The sequence below is a fragment of the uncultured Paraglaciecola sp. genome, assembly GCF_963977085.1.
Lineage (GTDB): Bacteria > Pseudomonadota > Gammaproteobacteria > Enterobacterales > Alteromonadaceae > Paraglaciecola.
The window spans coordinates 80,384-99,554 of the sequence record NZ_CAXBNC010000017.1 but is presented as its reverse complement, the minus strand read 5'-3'; the positions used below and the strand labels follow the sequence as shown (position 1 = coordinate 99,554).

The 19,171-nt window shown below is 39.3% G+C and carries 14 protein-coding genes; 8 read left to right on the top strand and 6 right to left on the bottom strand.

The genetic code is table 11. The annotated features are described in order from the left end of the window. The first annotated feature begins 8 nt into the window (after positions 1-8). From AAC000_RS17460 to AAC000_RS17450, 3 genes are read left to right on the top strand one after another with little or no spacing between them, the layout of a single operon-like run. Positions 9-1,436 carry an alpha/beta hydrolase gene (locus AAC000_RS17460; protein ID WP_339724458.1) on the top strand — a complete coding sequence of 476 codons (1,428 nt, stop codon included), beginning with the start codon at positions 9-11 and terminating at the stop codon, positions 1,434-1,436. Further along, positions 1,418-2,479 (top strand): histidine kinase, encoded by a 1,062-nt coding sequence (locus AAC000_RS17455; protein ID WP_339724456.1) that lies wholly within the window; start codon positions 1,418-1,420, stop codon positions 2,477-2,479. Before AAC000_RS17460 ends, AAC000_RS17455 begins: the two co-directional genes overlap by 19 nt. Beyond that, positions 2,464-3,183 carry a LytTR family DNA-binding domain-containing protein gene (locus AAC000_RS17450; protein WP_339724454.1) on the top strand — a complete coding sequence of 240 codons (720 nt, stop codon included), beginning with the start codon at positions 2,464-2,466 and terminating at the stop codon, positions 3,181-3,183. The genes AAC000_RS17455 and AAC000_RS17450 overlap by 16 nt, the downstream gene beginning before the upstream one ends. A 220-nt stretch (positions 3,184-3,403) precedes the next feature. Here the strand turns inward: AAC000_RS17450 and AAC000_RS17445 are convergent, their stop codons facing one another. Then, complete coding sequence (locus AAC000_RS17445) at positions 3,404-6,115, bottom strand: CHASE domain-containing protein (RefSeq protein ID WP_339724452.1); 2,712 nt, start codon at positions 6,113-6,115, stop codon at positions 3,404-3,406. 521 nt (positions 6,116-6,636) lie between these two features. Between AAC000_RS17445 and AAC000_RS17440 the strand changes: the two genes are divergently transcribed. From AAC000_RS17440 to AAC000_RS17425, 4 genes are all read left to right on the top strand, one after another. Beyond that, positions 6,637-7,197, top strand: a complete 561-nt coding sequence (locus AAC000_RS17440) for a sigma-70 family RNA polymerase sigma factor (RefSeq protein ID WP_339724451.1) — start codon at positions 6,637-6,639, stop codon at positions 7,195-7,197. After that, positions 7,194-8,171: a FecR domain-containing protein gene (locus AAC000_RS17435; protein WP_339724449.1), complete on the top strand. Its 978-nt coding sequence runs from the start codon at positions 7,194-7,196 to the stop codon at positions 8,169-8,171. The genes AAC000_RS17440 and AAC000_RS17435 overlap by 4 nt, the downstream gene beginning before the upstream one ends. A 174-nt stretch (positions 8,172-8,345) precedes the next feature. Further along, positions 8,346-10,931, top strand: a complete 2,586-nt coding sequence (locus AAC000_RS17430) for a TonB-dependent receptor (protein ID WP_339724447.1) — start codon at positions 8,346-8,348, stop codon at positions 10,929-10,931. A 172-nt stretch (positions 10,932-11,103) separates the two neighbouring features. Further along, positions 11,104-12,630, top strand: a complete 1,527-nt coding sequence (locus tag AAC000_RS17425; RefSeq protein WP_339724445.1) for an alkaline phosphatase D family protein — start codon at positions 11,104-11,106, stop codon at positions 12,628-12,630. 258 nt (positions 12,631-12,888) lie between these two features. On the opposite strand, the gene AAC000_RS17420 is transcribed toward AAC000_RS17425, so the two are convergent. From AAC000_RS17420 to AAC000_RS17400, 5 genes are all read right to left on the bottom strand, one after another. Continuing rightward, a complete protein-coding gene (locus tag AAC000_RS17420) occupies positions 12,889-13,248 on the bottom strand; it encodes a DUF2750 domain-containing protein (protein ID WP_339724443.1) in 360 nt (119 codons plus the stop codon). A 123-nt stretch (positions 13,249-13,371) separates the two neighbouring features. After that, positions 13,372-14,880: an Hsp70 family protein gene (locus AAC000_RS17415; RefSeq protein WP_339724441.1), complete on the bottom strand. Its 1,509-nt coding sequence runs from the start codon at positions 14,878-14,880 to the stop codon at positions 13,372-13,374. A gap of 368 nt (positions 14,881-15,248) precedes the next feature. Further along, a complete protein-coding gene (locus AAC000_RS17410; RefSeq protein WP_339724439.1) occupies positions 15,249-15,644 on the bottom strand; it encodes a hypothetical protein in 396 nt (131 codons plus the stop codon). Between the two features lie 105 nt (positions 15,645-15,749). Next, entirely contained in the window at positions 15,750-16,064 is a 315-nt protein-coding gene (locus tag AAC000_RS17405) for a DUF2956 domain-containing protein (protein ID WP_339724438.1), read from the bottom strand. 77 nt (positions 16,065-16,141) lie between these two features. Then, positions 16,142-17,500: a hypothetical protein gene (locus AAC000_RS17400; RefSeq protein ID WP_339724437.1), complete on the bottom strand. Its 1,359-nt coding sequence runs from the start codon at positions 17,498-17,500 to the stop codon at positions 16,142-16,144. A gap of 353 nt (positions 17,501-17,853) precedes the next feature. Here AAC000_RS17400 and AAC000_RS17395 point away from each other — a divergent pair, with 353 nt between their 5' ends. Beyond that, positions 17,854-19,158: an MFS transporter gene (locus AAC000_RS17395; RefSeq protein ID WP_339724436.1), complete on the top strand. Its 1,305-nt coding sequence runs from the start codon at positions 17,854-17,856 to the stop codon at positions 19,156-19,158. The last annotated feature ends 13 nt before the right edge of the window (positions 19,159-19,171 follow it).

Sequence of the window (19,171 nt, the reverse complement as noted above, 5' to 3'; positions counted from 1 at the left end):
GAAACAACATGAAACGTTATTTAAAAACTATCACCGCCACTTTGTTTACTAGTTGCATTACGTTGACTTGCCTTGGCGAGTCTTTAGCTTCTGGAGCACAATCCACTTTAAAATCCACACCAGCCGAGCAATCTAGCGCAGTTAAAGATGCGCTTTTATTTGTAGGACATTGGCAGGGCAAGTTGCAAGTCAATGATCAGCAAAGTATAGAATTTATCTTTAATTTTAAGCAATCATCAGGTGGTTTGGTGGCGTCTTTAGATGTGCCATCACAAAGTCAATTTGGGTTAGATTTCGACGAAGTTAATCAGAAAGGTAACACCATATCACTAGCGCTGACTGCCGCGGGTATTCAATATGCTGGACAATTAGTTAATGGTGAAATCAAAGGCAAATATCAACAGGGAGAATTCAAAGCACCTGTTACTTTAGTCAAAACACAAACCGCAGCTTTACGAAAAGCTAAACCCCAAGACCCAAGTACGTCACCCGATTATAGCGTTGAACAGGTGGTCTTTAAAAACCATAGGGATGGGCATAGATTGGCCGGTACATTATCAATCCCCAGAGGTCCCATAACTCATAGTGTTATTATTCTGTCGGGGTCTGGCCCAACTCAAAGGGATGGTGACGTCTTTGGTCATAAACTTTATGCAGTTCTCGCTGACTTGCTGACAAAAAGTGGTATTGCTGTATTGAGATTTGATGATAGGGGTGTAGGTGAGTCTGAGGGGGTATTTACCACAGCGACTAGTAAGGACTTTGCTAGTGATGCTGAAGCTGCGCTGTTGTTTATGAATTCTCATAAAGAGTTAAAGCAAAGCAAAATAGGTTATGTAGGGCATAGTGAAGGTAGCCTTATTGCAGCGATTGCACTCGCTAATACTAACTATCAAACTGCTGATTTTTTTGTTTCACTAGCAGGGCCTAGCACTTCTGGTGCTCAGATACTGATTGATCAGTCCTACTTAATTCAAAAAGTACGGGGAGTAGCTAGCCTGAAACTTAATAAAGATGACCAGCAACAACGACAAATTATTGCGGCAGTAAGTCACAACGCGTCACCTAAAGAGCTAAAAATACTGTTAGCAAAAAGTGGCTTATCGCCAACACAAGTAGATGCTCAATTCGCACAGCTAACCTCACCATGGATGCAATATTTTATCAAAACTGACCCTAAAACCTTCCTAGCTAAGGTAACTGTACCTTCCTTCGTCATTAGCGGTGGTAAGGATCTACAAGTGCCAGCACCACAAAATATCGATGGGTTCATTCAAACTATTGATAAACAGTGGTTAACCTATAAAATTTATCCTAATTTGAATCACTTATTGCAGCCGGCTGATAAAGGTTTACCTGCCGAATATGCATCTATTGATACCACCTTGTCACCTCAAGTGGTTAAGGATATTCACCTTTGGCTAACGCAATTATGAGGACACCTTCTACTTTCTGGTTAATGCAGTTAGGAATTTGGGGCAGCCTAATGCTGCTCAACCTATTTGTTCGTGGTTATTTTAGTCATTATAAATTAGGTGAGTTAATTAATTCTTTTAGCTTGTTTATATCCCTGATGATAGCCAGTGGTGTGTTACGACGTTTTTATAGAGACCGAGGTACAGACGACTCTTTACCTAAAGGCATAGGCCAAGCAGTACTAGGAAGTGCTATAGCATCTTTGGTTGCAATAGTGATTATTGGTTTGGTTTTGTTACCAAATCAAGAGTTTTTATTTGGTGAAGTAAGTAATCTGGCACTACTGCAATTATTAGCTTCTTACCCTAATATTTTCCTTTTTTTATTGTGTTGGTCCGCTGTTTACTTACTCATTAAACGTCAAAAAGCATTAAAGCTGGCATATACCAGAGAGGCAGAGTTAAAGGAGCAGTTGGCGGCGAGTCAAATGGAATTGTTACTCAACCAGCTTAACCCTCATTTTATGTTTAACGCTATTAATAATATTCGCGCGTTAATTTTAGAGGATACTGATAAGGCCAGAGACAGCCTTGCACAGCTTTCAGATGTGTTGCGAGTTACCTTACAAACTAAACAAGATAAACTATGGCCTTTAGTCCAAGAGATTGAATTAACAAAGAGTTTTATTAAATTAAATATACTGCAATATGAACAAAGGTTAGTGGTGGATTGGCAGATTAATAGTAACAATATAGAACGTTGGCTTGTGCCATGTTTATCATTGCAACTATTGGTAGAAAACGCCATAAAACATGGAATCGGAAACAGCAAGGAAGGAGGGCTAATTACTATCAAAATTATTGCCAATAAAAGTTTAACTCTTGAAGTAATCAATCCAGGTAAAATCGCGCCAAGCTCAAGTTCAACCCGACTTGGTATTACCAACATTCAGCAACGATTGAATTTGTTATTTGAAGATAAAGCACACTTTTCGTTAACTGAACACAATCAACTTGTTTCTGCGAAAATCATATTAGAGGAGACTCAATGTTCCGCGCAATGATAGTTGAAGACTCTAGATTAGGGCGGTTAGAGTTGAAATCTCAATTAGCTAATATTAATAATATTGAGCTGGTAGCTGAGGCAGAAAACTTGGCCGACGCCAGAGATTATTTAAAGCAACATAAGATTGATGTACTCTTTTTGGACATTAACTTGCCTGATGGCAATGGCTTTGAATTGCTGACCGAATTAATGCCTGCACCGAAAGTGATATTTACCACGGCTTTTGAACAATATGCTCTAGAAGCCTTTGATAATAATGCGGTGGATTATTTATTAAAACCTATTACCCTACCCCGTTTAATAAAAGCCTGTGAACGATTAGCTGGAGATGATTCTGTCGACAAGATAGGCTCAGTAGATGGGGTAATGACCATGGAACAGCGTTTTTTTGTTAAAGACGGTACACAATGTTGGCTAATTCCACTTACACAAGTAGAGCGTTTTGAGTCCTTAGGTAATTACACTCAAGTGCATTTTGATAACAAACATCCAATGTTAAATAAAACCTTGGCACAAATTGAAAAACGTTTACCAGACAAGCATTTTATGCGTGTAAATAGAAATCACATAGTGCAACTAAATATGGTAAAAGAAGTTCAGCCATGTAGTACAGGCGGGTTAGAACTCACTATGGAAAGTGGTGCAAAAGTCGAGGTCTCACGTCGTCAAACTAGCGTGTTTAAAGGGCGTTTGGCTTTGTAGTGTTCCATTATTTTGCAACTACCCAAAATTTATCGGTAATCGCAAAGCAGATACTCTTCCAAGTATGTTTCTTGAATGTAAGGAAAGCGCGACGATAGCGTTTAAGTTCGACATTGTCTGTCAACTCAGTTCTCCTCAACTATTGCAATGGAATAGAAATACTGCCTGAATAGATTGTGTTTCGAAAATCACACCACTTCAACTCAGGGCATCTTAATCGTTATTTGGATGTGTTCCCCATTTCGAAAACTTGCTGTAATTTTTGCAATAACATGGATAGCTCCACTGGCTTTGCAAGGTGCCCATTAAACCCTTCTAGTTGATAATGCTTAATATCTTCACTCATCGCATTGGCTGTTAGTGCGATAATAGGGACAGTTGAGTGGGCCGATTTTATTAGTCTGCAGGCCTCTATGCCGTCCATAATGGGCATTTGAATATCCATCAATATGACATCTGGTGCATGTACTTTATGAGCTTCAACTGCCTCAAAACCATTAACTACAAATAAAAGTCTAGCTTGAGTGGGCGCAAGCATGGCTTCAACGACCATTCTATTTATTTCATTGTCTTCAGCAATCAGAATAGTTTTTCCTTTAAAATTGATTGCATCAGTATCAAAGTCTTTTTGAGCGACCATGGGTGCCGTTGTCTTTTCTAAAGGTAAGGTTAGGGTAACAGAGGTACCCACGCCAACTTCACTTTCAACCCTTATTTCACCATCCATAAGCATCACCAAGGAATGCGTAATTGATAATCCCAAACCAGAACCACCAAATTTTCGCGTAGTAGAAGTATCTGCCTGTTCAAAGCGCTGAAACAGTCTTTGTAGTTGCTTTTGTTCCATACCAATGCCTGTATCTTGCATAGTAAAGATAAGGTCCTCTTGTGCCTCATCAAAATCTACAGTAAATGTCACACTCCCCTGTTCAGTGAACTTAATGGCATTGGAACCAATATTTAACAATATTTGACGGACCCTAGTCGGGTCACCTTGCCAATAAAGATGCGCAACATTATTCGTTAGGTTAAAGGCTATGTTTTTGTGTGCGGCCATCACTGACAACTCAGAACGCAAATGCTCCACAAGTTCTGTTAAATTAAACACCGCGCTTTCCAACTCAAGCTTGCCCGCTTCTATTTTTGAAAAATCAAGAATGTCATTAATGATGACATTAAGATTTTTAGTCGAATACAGCGCTTTATCTAACCAATTCAGTCCTGTTTCAGTGGTGATTTCTTTTTTAATGATCTGCAACGCACCATAAATGCCATTTAATGGAGTACGAATTTCATGACTCATATTAGCTAAAAACTTAGATTTAGCTTGATTGGCTTGTTCAGCCAATTCTGTTGCTTTAGCCAATACCTCTTCATGTTCGAGTTGTTCAGTCAAATCATAGGCCATACCCAAAAAGCCAAACAAATCTCCCTGCTCGTCGAGCAAACTACTCACACTTAAACGCACAGGAATATGCCGCCCACTCGCATGCACGTAACGCCAAGCGCTAATATCAAATTCACCAAGTCGTGCTTTCGCGACAAACACCTCAAACCCTGGTGCAATTTTGTAACCCAACTCATCAGTTAATACTTCAGCTCGGGCGACTACTTCATCCAAAACATGAAATGCTGCGGGGGTTTGCTTGCCTATCACTTCTTCGGCTTTATAACCTAGGAGGTTTTCAGCTGCGGGGTTAAAAACAGTAATAATGCCTTGCTCATCTGTGGCAATGATAGCGTAACTTGCACTCTCTAAAATACTCCGCTGCAACACGCTAACTTGGGATATTTGTTTGATTCTTTTCGATACTTCTTGTTCAAGTTGTCGATTAGCGAGTTTAAGAGCCTTCTCTGTCACTTCGGATAATTCAGCTTTGTGTGCCGAGGCTTGCTCTCTTTTGGCTAAGGTTAATAAAATACTAAAAACAATCAGTATGATTAAAACCGTGGCTGCCAGCACAATTACAAAAACTAGATGTTTTGCTGGAAGTAGCAATGATTCTATAAAGGAGTGTTTGGCAGTCAGGTGTAGAATCCAATGGCGACCAAAAAGATTGATTGTATGGCTCGCTTGATAATCAGAACTTTTCTGGTCCAAGTCGCCAAACTGATAAAAAGTAGTAGAAGTCTCTGCGTCATTATCTTTTATGCTAAACACCACATCATTTTGAATAAGACTAATAGTGTCGAGAACTTCGTCTACTAATATGGGCGCATAACTCCAGCCCTGAATATTGGCCATTCTTTCATCAATGTTTTGCGGAACTGGATTAGCCCCATAAATAGGCATCATGATTAAAAATCCATGGCGTATTTTATTGCTTGCCTGAACCAAAGTGATAGGTGCGGTTAACCGCAGCTCATTATATTTAGCCGACTCCATTGCCGCGAATCTGCGCACTGACTCTGAACCAATGTCTAATCCAACTGCTTGTTGGTTTTGTTGCTCTGGCTCAATATATTGGATCACAAACAAACTGTTCTGATGCGCGTTGAGTTGGCGTATCGCAAAATTTTTATCGGGGCGGTCTTGCCGTGCATGCTCAACAAAGTTGTCTTGCTGTAGCGGCGCAACATAGCGAATTATTCCAAAACCTCTGGCACCAGGAAATTCTTTGTCTATGTCTCGAGAGTCACTATAGGCTTGCATTTTTGCATAACTAAATTCATCTATACCAGCAGCTAAGATAGCGCCTCTCAATCCTCTTAGCCCATATTGATAAAGGGTTAAAGTATCCACTACTGAGTCACCAATTTGTTCGAGTCTGGACTCTAACTTTGCTTGGATATAGTGCTGATTTTCTAGCGATTTATGCTGATCTAAATAGGTTGCGACTAAAAGTCCAACAATGAAAATAACCAGCGGCACCCATATCAATTTGGGGTTTTCATGGTTCGCAACAATTATCCCTTTATTACTTTGCTGCATTAATTTCCCTTAGCTTCATCGAAATGAGTAATTTTAAAACTTGCATTAAAGCCTTACGTTAACGCTTAAAGTGGCACACTACAAATACAAGCTTTTCATGTAGATAGTAAAGTAGTTTGAATTTAGACGATACCAAAACCTGTTCATAAACTTTAATGTAATTTAAATTCGATAGGTCAGTGATATAGGTTAAAAGAAATCAAAAAAAAAGATAAATGACCGATGTGGTAAAATAGGCTTTATTGAGCAGCAAAACAAACAAATGTGAAAAACCAAATTACCAATGATAGATAAAAGGAATGCCACTCCATACATCATTATTGAACAATCGAATTCATCAAAGAAACATTTTTGAATATGCCATATTTAGGTGAAGTGATGTTATTAAACTGAAACGGCAGTTGCTCATATTATGTAAGATTAAATCAGCCAATTGAATTCATTAATTTACTGAGCAGTGTTCATATCTTTGTAATAAATACCAATTAGAATCACTATTTTGTTGTATTGGCAATATAGTCATGAATTCTCTGTTATTAGACTCGCTTTTTAAGGGCTACAGACTAGAGCTATGCCAAAAAGTTAGAAACCATTTTGGCTCTGGGCCACCGGATCCTGAAGATATTGTTCAACAAACCTTTATGAAGGTTTCAGAACTTCAATTGCAAAAGCCTATTGCTAATCCTAAAGCATTTCTTTTTTCTCTCGCGAAAAACCTTTGTATTGATCATTTTCGACAACAATCTCGTCATGAAAAGTTAGTCGATAATATATTATTAGAAGCGAACCTAGATGCCATTGAACAAGTTTCAGCAGAAACCATCATGTTAAGGGATGAGACACTCGCACAACTTGATAAGTCTGTAAATAGCCTCAATAAAAAGCAGAAAATACTGCTGCGTGCCAGCAGGATAGAGGGTTTAACCTACCAACAAATTTCTGAGCAAACAGGTTACTCAACTTCCGATATTTGCAGAACACTTCATTTGACGATTGAAAAATTGTCTTCTGATTTTTTGGAGCAAGAGAGCCAAACAGACCAATACTCAACGAACGTCAGTTTAAGTAGGAAGCGAGTATGAAGAAAGTAACAAGTGATACAGAACAACAATCGCTATTTTGGTTAACTAAAATAAATTCAGGTCAATTTTCAGAAGCTGACTTGCAAAATTTTAAAATATGGCTCAAAGCTTCAGATAATAACCAAACAGCATTTCGCAAAGCATCTTTATTGTGGCGAACGCTGGCTTATTCTCCCACCCTAACTGAACAACCCAAATTACTTGAACCAAAAAAGAAAGTTCGGAAAAAAAATCAAATATACACTTGGTATGCAGTCGCTGCCTGTTTGTTAATAAGTGTGCTTATCACCTTAATGCCTGAGCTTGAACAACCTATACCCTATTCAGAAACGGAAAAAGCATCTACGTTGGAGCTGCGAACTGCTAAAGATGAAATTAAACAATTTACTCTCCTTGATGGTTCTAATGTTTGGCTTGGTGCAGGGAGTCGTTTACTGGTTATGTTAGGGACATCATCGCGCCGCACGCAACTGCTAATAGGGGAAGCGATGTTTGACATTTATCCAAACTCACAAATACCATTCTATGTGCAAGCGGGTGATGCAGACATAAAAGTATTAGGTACTGTATTTGAAGTGCAAAAAAGGAATTCAGGCATACTCGTAAATGTAGCGAAAGGTAAAGTGCGGGTTGCGGCTAAAAATCAATATCAAGACCTTGAGATGAATGAATCGATTTATTTCGAGAAAAACAAAGTATTGCCATTGCCTTCCAAGATTGACCCACAGTCCTTTGCACTATGGCGTTCAAAAAGATTTCACTTTGTTAATACTCAGTTTAAAGACGTGCTTCTTAAATTGAATCGATATTATAAAAGTATCATTTACATTGATGATCCTAGTTTATCTGACATCCCAATCACCGCGGCTTTCCAACTAGATCAACTTGATCAGTTATTAAATAGCTTATCTAGCATACATCATTTTAATTGGCATAAAGATGTGTACGGAAACATTCACATTGAGACTAAATAAATAGGGGGAAACTCTTTTAAGCATCGTTAATTGGTCTAAATCTTAAGTTAAATTATATGAAGCTTTTGTGAAACCTAGCTGTTTTCTGGGATATCCAATTTTACCAAACGTCTTTGTAGAGTAACGATTTTGTTCGTCACATTTAACTAAAATTTTAAGACTATAGGGTATTTTATGCACACGAATTTCAGTCTCAGTAAGCTGGTAAAAGGTATTACTTTGGGTTTAGTAATGAGCTCGGTTGCACAGGCGCAACAAGGCAATATTGTAATAGATAAAATAAGTATTCAGGAAGCCGTTAATACTTTATCTAAACAATACGGCAAAGTGATTATTGTTCGTGATCTGGGTAATAAAAGTATTGTCCTGAAAGAGGTTAGTGGCTTTGATAGTTTGTTAAATGCCTTAAATTCATCACTTTCGGGCAGTGGCTATCATGCGACAGAAAATACACAAGATACTATCGTTATTGAAAAAATTGTCGCAGACGAAAAGTCATCCAGTCAACAAGGTGTCACATTAAAAAAGGGAGCTGGAATTGAAAAAATAGTGGTCACTGCCCACAAGTCAGATAAAAGCATGCAAGACTTAGCCACATCCATCTCTGTGCTAAGTGGGGATAACCTCGCACGTAACAACATCGATAATGTATTCAACATGAGTGACAAAATACCGAGCTTTGTTGTATCGAGTGTGCAAGGGTATCGCCCGACTATCAGTATTAGAGGTGTAGGAAATGAAATTCCTGATAATGCGGGAACCAAGCAAGCCGTTGCTTATCATGTAGATGGCGTATTCATGGTCAATGACTATGCATTGTTAGCGGATTTACAAGATATAGAAAGAGTAGAATTAACTCGCGGACCAGATGGCACTGTTTATGGAAATAGCTCAACGGGTGGTGCTTTGAATGTGATAACCAAACGCCCGGAGATGTCCGAAACTTATGGTTTTGCAGAGGCGTCCATGGGCAGTTATCAGCAAAAAGAACTCAAAGCCATGCTTAACCTGCCCTTAAGCGACACTATAGCCACTAGAGTGGCAGTGTCTCATCGTGAAAATGAAGGGTATACCGAAAACCTAGCGTTAGATAATTATCGGCTCGATGATGTAGACAATCAAACATTCAGGGCACAAGTCGGTTGGCAACCTGATGATAATTTATCCTTATTATTGCAACACCAATATTTCAAAAGTGATACCCATGGTCCCGCTTTAAAGGGCGGCTTTGACACCAAATCGACTGACCCAAGGGTGGTTTATCATGATACTGCGGAGTTTTATAATTTAAGTACAGCAGTAACTAGCCTGCACGTAGATTGGACCTTAAATTTTGCACAGCTCAACACCATTTTTAGTAAACAAAAATATGATATGAGTCGCAAATTTGACATTGATCGCTCAGATCTTACGGCTAATGATCCCGCCCCTCTTGAAATGATAGGAGTATTAGACTTACTTGGTGAAGCACCTATTCCGCAATTTGTGGGTAATCTTCGACAAATTGATCACTCTAATACTGCAGAAATCAATCTTATTTCCGAGCCAAATAAGTCGGGCATAGAATGGGTAGTAGGGGCTTTCTGGTTAGATACTGAGATTTTCAGTCGTACTTCTAATTTTGTAGACGATGGCCGTGACGGACTACCAATAAATGAATCCATTACAGGGCCAAACGTATTTGCCAACAATGCGGATATAGACTTCATCAACTCTGACTTCCGTAATTTTAAATCTCACGCATTATTTGGTCAGCTTAGTTACCCCTTGATAGAAGACTTAAATATTACTGCGGGATTACGCTATACCAAAAATCAATTTGAAGATGAACGTTGTTCGTATAATTGTGTTCCAACGAGAGAACCAATATCGAGCAATCCAAGTGACTCAAATAACAATCTCACAGGAAAGCTTGGTCTTGATTATAGATGGTCACAACAGAATATGACTTATTTCAGCCTAGCAAATGGGGTCAAACCTGCAGGATCAAATAGCAGTGTTGATATACGCTTTTTTCCTGAAGTATTTGAGCAAGAAACCCTTGTTGCATATGAAATAGGTAATAAGTCCGACCTTTATGATAAAAAAGTAAGACTTAACGTTGCTGGATTTTACTATGATTATAAAGATTATTTATTCGAATCTAGTGGGATAGGTCGCTTTGATTCAGGTGCTTCCAATATTCCTAAAGCAGAAGTTTATGGAATTGAGATGGAATCTGAAATAATCATACATGACAACTTAACGCTAAATATCAGTCTCAGCATGATGGATTCAAAAATCATTGAGGGTCGAGAAGCCATTGACCGCGCTGTTGCAGAAAATTTAACGGTTGGTCTCATTATTGATGGTGCCAGTAGTGATGAAATCAATGCCATCAGGGAATCAACAGCGCAAGATTTAACAGGGAATAAGTTGGCTAAAATACCTAAAACAGCCGCTAACATTCGTTTAAATCACTTTGTAGAAATGAATAACGGTCTTTTTGAAACTAGCCTAGGCTACACCTTCCGAGACGAGTATTTCTCTAGGGTATTTAATTCATCGCAAAGGGATATTGTGCCAAGTTATCACTTGTTCAATTTAAATTTAAATTACACCCCTTATAGTGAAAAATGGAATGTTGCTGTCAATGTGCAAAACCTATTCGATAAAGTGGCTATAGCTTCACGCCATACCGACACCTTCGGCTTGGGTTTTACCAGCGACCAATATTTATCACCAAGGATAATCACTCTCAAGGGCCGGTATAACTTTTAACCTATAGCAAAAGTCTTTGGATACCTCCCCCTTACTATCTAGCAAGGGGGAAATTAACAAACTTGCTGATAAAGCCTTATTTAGCATCGATAAAGTCAATTCTTCAGAAAATGGGGACAACTTTAAGTTTGCTATCTAAATGTGTAACACATTAATTTACATAGGATCAATTGTGAAAAGAAGAGATTTCATTTTAAGTGGTCTTGCGATGGCGGGATCTGCCTGCAGCCCATTATCAAATCAATTCATAGCCAACATTAAAAACATCAATGTTATTACAGGTGTCAGTTCTGGAGAAGCATCGAGTGACGGCGCTATTATTTGGAGTCGATGCGACCGCCCGGCTATTATGCATGTAGAAGTCAGTTCTGATCCTTTTTTTCATCATACAACTCAATTTACTGGAGGCTATGCTTTAGCCCCAACAGATTACAATGCAAAAACGATTCTGAGTGGATTAGTACCTGGGCAAACTTGGTATTATCGGGTGTTCTTTCAGGATTTAGTGACTAGGGGTGTTTTTAGTCAAAAAGTGGCGGGAAAATTTAAAACGGCACCCACACTTAAAGATAACATCCGTTTTTGTTGGTCTGGAGATACTGCAGGTCAAGGTTATGGTATAGATCCTAGCCGAGACGGCATGCTGACATATCATGGAATTTTGGAACAACAGCCTGATTTTTTCATTCACTGTGGTGATTTGATTTATGCCGATGGCCCTATTTCTGCAACAAAAACACTCACTGATGGAACTGTGTGGCGCAATATTAAGCATAACTCAGTGAGCAAAGTAGCTGAAAGTATTCAGGAATTCAGAGAGCGTTATTATTATAATTTTCTTGATCAACACTTCGCTGCTTTACACCGAAATGTTGTTACCTATCAACAATGGGATGATCATGAGGTAAAAAATAACTGGTATCCGGGACAGATTATTGATGACAATCGATATAAACAGACTGAAGTTTCATGGTTAGCTGAACATTCTAAAAAGGCCATGCAGGACTGTAACCCAATCGGCTTTGGTTTTACTCAGAAACAACTTTATCGACAGATAGAGTATGGTCCATTATTAGATATCTTCATGTTAGATATGCGAAGTTTTCGTGGTCCAAACACTGACAATCAGGAAACTGAAAAAACACACTTTTTAGGAAACGAGCAACTCTCGTGGTTAAAAAAAGCGCTGCAACAGTCAAAGACAACATGGAAGATAATCGCAGCTGACATGCCTATTGGTGTAAAAGTCACCGATTGGGGGACAAATATTGCTGACAATATGGCAAATATCGATGGGCCTCCCCTAGGAAGAGAATTGGAGTTTGTTGATTTGCTGAGTTTTATTAAAGACAATGATATAGACAATGTGCATTTTATTACTGCTGACGTACATTACTGCGCATCACACTTCTATGATCCTAATAAAGCTCAATACAAACACTTTAAACCATTTTGGGAGTTTGTCAGTGGCCCACTGCATGCCGGTACGTTTAGCTCTAATGGCATAGATAATACTTTTGGCCCTCAGGTGGTATTTTGTGGCGTGCCTGACGACTTAGAGCCTAGCTCTCCCCCATCGGATAATTATCAGTTTTTTGGGCAGATAGATATTGATGGTACAACAGAAATACTTGAAGTTAGTCATTATAATCGTCTAGGAATAAAGCTATGGTCAACCAAAATACAACCATTAGGCTAGATTCTAGGGACTGTGATGATATTTACTTGCAACGCTAAGTGACACTGATGGAAATAGTCTTTAACTTAAAGCTAGGAGTTAATTCAATTTCTAATAATCAACCCAGTAGATTCATTTTAATTACACTAACTTAAAAAATAATCTCGGTGTATTAAGTTGAAGTAAATCCAAAAATATCAATTTTGCCGCTGAATGATTAATAACACATTTTAATTTAAATGCTTGGGGCCGATAAATCAGCCCCGTTAAATTTATAGATTAAAGAGTTTCTACCTTAGCAAGTAACTGGCTAAATTCAGCGAGTTCAAGCTCTAAATACTCACCGCCGTCGCGCCACTCTACACCTATGAGTACATTATCTTCAGCTAAATCTTCTACCCAGAATTCTAGCCAATCTGCAATGGTAATAGCTTTAGGCACGTAATCTTGCCATTCATCGATACAATGGCTTTGTGCTAATTCCATGTTTGACCATATCGGCATGACGTCGGTATTTTCAAAATTAACTGAGTCAAGCACCACCCAACCTTCGCTAGCTTGGTCTTGTAATGCCCATAAAGTTTGAGTGGCCTGTACTTGAGCCATAAAATCTGCAGATGGAGACTGGGTATCTGTCATGGTGGTTGTTTATATTTGTCTGAAAGTGTGCCTAATCATACGGAGTTAACTAGATAGGAACAATGCTAAATTTAGCTTTGTTCCTAACATGCTTTAGTGTTTACAGAACTGCTTCTTTTGTGACTACTTTACTGCGCTTAACTTAGCGGCTTGAATGCCTAATCCTTCACAGACCGAGTTAAATGCATCGCCTTCCATCACAGGCAAACCAGGTAAAAGATCTAACAGCTCTTTTTTAACGATTGGCGATAAACTCATTCCACCGGTTATAAATAACATCTCTGGCGCTTCAGCGCTGTTTTTTAAGCATTCAGTGACTAAACTTTTCACTCTGGCTAACCAAGATTGCATTGATCGCTTTAGATCATCAACATTCAACTTAACGTCATAGTCAGCTTCGATGTAATGCAAGGGTAAAATGATTTCATCTTTTGAAGAAAGTAACTCTTTGGCTAATCGAGATGAGTTAACTAACCTTGCAGAGAGTTTTTCTTCTTGAACAATTTGCAAACGTTCCAGTAATTTTGGCTCTTTGACCAATGATTTGGTATTGGCAATATCCAACCAGTAGTCATCTGAGAAAAACCGGTTCAGCTTTGGAATATCATCCACCGCACACATGTCAGAGAAATAGGCAGGAGGCACTGGCAAACCATTACGCATCAACAAACCTTGCCCCATAGTTGACGCTATAGACTTAGTAATGAGATTTTTATCGCACTCCATACCACCTAATCGAGTCCCAGTAACCGACATCACATCTTGTTGGCGGTCCAGATTCGCAAGCTTTTCTGGTGATAACTTAATACAACAGATATCCGTTGTACCTCCACCAATATCGACCACTAACACATTAGTATGTTTATCAAGAGTGCGTTCGATTTTATAAGCGGCCGCTATAGGTTCTTCAAGAAATTCAACTTTAGCAAAGCCTGCCATTTTTGCGGCTTGGGTCATAATATCTATGGCCTGGCTATTGCCCTCTTGACCTCTTGTACCATGAAAGCGCACTGGGCGACCTATTACTGCTGAATCAACAGACTCCCCTATTTGTTGTTCTGCACTTACACGAAAGAACTCTAATTGTTTAGCAATCAAACCTACAAAGGCTTCTTGTTGACCCGCGACTAAGTTGGCACCTAGGAAATTTTTTGGTGAATAAATCAGGCGACCTTTTTCAGGCATTTTTAAATAACGTTTAAAGCCTTCTTCACCAAATGCAAATTCACCAGTTTCAACCAGTTGATGCAGCGGTAAGTCTTGCACTGTCATGTCTTCCAACAACAGTTCAATTGCACGTTCTTGCAACCCGGGTAAATTATGAAATTCGGCACGAAGTTCGTCTATTCTAGCACTATGAATTCGCTCTTCTCTGGGATCTGAGGCTTCGTAATACCCTTCTTTTGCTTTTTCAATTTTGTCAGAAATCGCTCGTTTTAATTGAGCAATTTTAGCTTCAATCATTGGGATAGGTGGCCGTGGCAGTTCGTCTTTATAAAAAATAAACACCGAGGAGCGGATTTTGTTTGCTGTTTCTAGACTAGGATCGAGCTTAATAAATTGATGTTGTTGTCCATCAAAATACACCACCTCTGAGTTCGAAGTCCCATAATCTATACCTATTGCTGCCATATCCGCCGTTCGTCACCTAAAAATGAGGGCAAGGATTGTAAAGTAAAATCAAGCTAGGTTCATTAGTTGTTTTAAATGGATTGCACTCTTTAGCATATTGAATATAAACCTTTGATTTATCGAGATAATATTTACATTAATGGCGCCGAATAAAATTTGGCTAAGTTAAGCCAACACTTTGTGCTGTTTCAATCCTATAAAATGAAGGATTAAGAACATCCGCTGAAAACCTTAGCGGGATCCAAACAGACAAGGTGATTGAATAAGGTAGCTCGAAATAGTTTCAGCAGACTGTTGATAGGAGGTATTAGTGAAAGTTCTTTTTTGGGTGCTACACCAAGAATTGTTTAACTAAAAGAGAACTGGAATTATAATATAGGTTCACTGGTTTCTTCGAAAGCCACAACATAATACCCTTCCAATAATGCACTCTTAAGTTCAGTGTAAATTTTAAAGCGCTTAGTACCATTATGCTTTGTCATAACATTTGCGTTCATAGTCACGAAGTTATCCTCGTCGGTACCTTTGGATTCCATACTGATCTCCCAAATCCGCGTAACCACTTCTTGATATTGTGGGTCTGGGTATGCCGTTACCCACCAACTTTCTTTATCTGGGATGTCTTCTAAGTTCCAGCCAATGATTTCACTAAAACTCGCATTTAAGTATACAAAAGGATGATTAAGTGTCTCTTCCACAAGTTTCACCACCACTATGGGTAACGGCAGCATATCAAAAAACTTAGTGGGTATAGTCTTAGTCAAAATGTCACCTCTTAAAGGCATTTGTATTCTAGAGATTTAGCATACTATAAACGTTAGGCTGTCCAACACGATACGTCAACCTCACCAACATTAACCCGTTAATGGCTATAGAAAAATATACCCCACAAATCCTACCCAGCTTAAGATCAGCAAAATCCATGGAAGAGGCTTACTAGGATAATCATTGGACACATCTTCCTCAATTGTGACCACATCATTCTGTTGCTGTTTTAATTTTTGTTTACGTTGTTTATCTAATTCACGTAACTTTTTACCCTGCTGCTTTTTATATTCGGCAATACCCTTTTCTATACCTTGAGCAATCAACTTAGTTTGTTCTTTAGTTTGCCCCATTTTTTGGGTGCCTTTGGCAATTTTCAGGGCGCTTGCCGTCACTTCAGGTGATACTTTATTTTTCATTTTTGAATTTAACCGAATTTAAATTTAAGAGGAATGTTAGCAGTTTAAAGGTTATTTAGACGTCTTGCCTACGCAAGTTAACTAGGAGTCGTCCCATAGACCACCAGCAGCAGTAGCAATAGCCCCACCATCGCTACCATTATTGTGGTGTCGAGAACATCCATTGTATGATCTTTTTCTAATAGTGATGCCAGAGTATGTAAGGTAGGAAACAGAAATATGACTAGTAAAATATTAGGCACCGAAAACAGAATAGGTAAATCGGGGTGGTTGGGATTAACAAATGCTTGATAATATGCGATGGCAACAAAAGTAAAAGGTACAATCAAAAACAGCAACTGTGCAATGCCACCAAAGGCATTTGCTAAGGCGATCCCATATTCTTTTTTACGATGTGACGTCCACAATATTACGTATTCACTCATGCCAGCAAAGCCCGCTAAGATCATCGCGGCGACTATGCCACTCAGTCCCATTTCTTGAATAGCCAGTGCTGCAAAATCAGCAATACTTTCACCTCCGAAAAATGAACCTAAAATACCTAAAGCTAGCAATGATAAAATTTTCCCCAGACTGCTACGTTCGACATTTTTGAAAGCCAGTTGTTGCCGCTCCAACATTTCTTCTTCGGTTAATTTTAGAGTGGCCTGGACGGTATCTTCCTCTTTTCCAAGGTCTCTCACCAACTTATAGAGATACACCACAAAAATGGCCAGTAGAAAAAATGCAATAACCCCGAAATCAATGGCTTCAAAAGCTTGTTTAGGGTGTCCATTAGAAGAAAAAATCAACATAACAATACCCATAACCAACCCCAATGCTCCGCCAGCAATCAACACTTGGGTACCAGCATCTGTTATAGGTTTGGGCATAAGAAATTTACCCTTATAGTCTTTTGGTAAGAAATACGAATAAATACTAAACACCAAGGCATTATTGTAGATAGTTATCATAGCAACAATAAAAGCCGTCAAAGGACTCACCGGCACCAGGAACGCAATCACGACACATTCTGGTAAGGTTGATAGTATCTCAGATGCTGTCCCAGCCACATAGTGAGTCCATCCCATTCGCGCTGCAAAACGTTCAGTGGCGGTCACCAAAACTTGACAGGACACTTGAATAATAAGCAGACCAATCACAAGTGAAAATATGGCTTCAAGATAGAGAGGTAGTGCAATTGAAAACCAATCAAAAAGAAATAATACTAACCAAAACACAGAGCCCGCAGCCATCCGAAACACCCAAGGAGAGACTTGATCTTTACGAAGATAAGCTGGTCGGCCTAAATGTAAGATAGATAACCTGTCTGGGTCGATGCCTGCTTTACGCAAATACTGGTGAAGTGCTGAAGGTGCGCCAGGTAATCCCGCTGTTACTTCAGGCCTAACCTCGTCAGGACGTGCCGATTGGGAATGGTTTTTAGTGTTTTTCAATATTATTCCTGATAGATGTAGCCTGCGGAAAATCCCCACAAATGCAGTATTTAACCTGACCTCGGATTAGTGGCTAAGCCTAAAAGTTTCACAACCAATAGGACTTGAGCTACATCAATAAGTCACAAACTAGCGCACAACTTATCTTGATCTTTGATAGTTGGAAAAGCAATGTTTGCACAGCTTGTGCTAGAACTTAATGCTAAACAAAAGTTTTCAATTAGGCTAAGGGAAGATCTAAGACCAATACCCCAAACAGATATTAAAACCATTATAGTTATCAACCATTGTTTTAGACTGATGCCATGGCATACTGCATTTTGCTATTTTTACCTTATCACTTTGGAAGCGTCATGCGTTCAATTCTTGTTTCTATTATGGCCTTGTTTTTGGCTATATTTTTACTGTTATTAGGCAACAGTTTACTTAGTACATTGTTAGTTTTGCGCGGGGTGGCGGAAGGTTTCTCAGGTAAATTTTTAGGTATTCTTACTTCGGTTTATTTTTTGGGTGCCTTTGTTGCGACTTTACTGGCCTCGAAGATGATTAAACGCATGGGGCATATCCGCTGTTTTACTTTCTGCACAGCCTTACTCGGCTGTTGTACCTTAGTTTATACTTTGTTCATTTCGCCTTACGCTTGGCTGATTATTCGTTTTGTAACAGGTTTTGGCGTGTTTGCTATGTATACAGTGGTTGAGAGCTGGTTAAATGGGCAAACCCAAGACACCTACCGTAGTCGGGTTTTTTCTATTTATACCCTTATCAATCTAGTAGCAGTCGCCGCTTCGCAGCAACTCTTGCTGATTGATAGTGTCACCAGCTCCACCCTCTTTATTATTGCCAGCCTACTGGTGACTGCAGCTGTTATGCCAATATCTTGGACTAGATTACAACAGCCACATATGGCTGTTGATATGCCCTCTATGAGTGTAATTAAAGTATTTGATGCAGCGCCTGTCGCGGTAACAGGCTGTTTAGTATCAGGGTTGATCATGGGCCCTTTTTGGGGCTTAACACCTTTATTTGTTAGCGAATTGGGGTATTCAGATAAAGAGTTAGCTGCTTTTATCTCACTCTCAATACTGGGTGGCGCTATGATCCAATACCCAGTGGGTCGTTGGTCTGATCGAATGGATCGTCGACGGGTTATTTTAGGTACCTTCATTTTGGGCAGCCTGTTGGCATTTTCTATGGTTTTGTGTGCTAAATATTACTCTATTGAACATGGCCTCATCACAACCTTATCCGCTCTATTTTGTGGTTTAGTGTTAGCCATCTATCCAATTTCGGTGGTACACCTTGTGGAAAGGATACACAAAGATCATCTGGTTGCAGGGTCCAGCAGTCTATTAATGATCTACGGTTTGGGTTCTTTTATTGGCCCCACAATTGCGGGTTACTTTCTAGAATATATGGGCGCAAGCGCTCTACCCGCCTACTATTTGATTGTTTTAGGCGCTTTTAGTTTAGTGCTCATAATGCAATTAATTCGCTCGCGTATAGTTGAAAAACCAGAAGATCATGAAAGCCATTATGTAGCTATGGTGCGTACATCACAAAATGTGTTACCTATGCACCCAGAGTCTGAAGAGATTCTGGATGCACCGCAAGAACGCCGCAGTGAGCAACATGATCGTCAAGAAGTTAATCATTAGCCCCCAGTGGCTG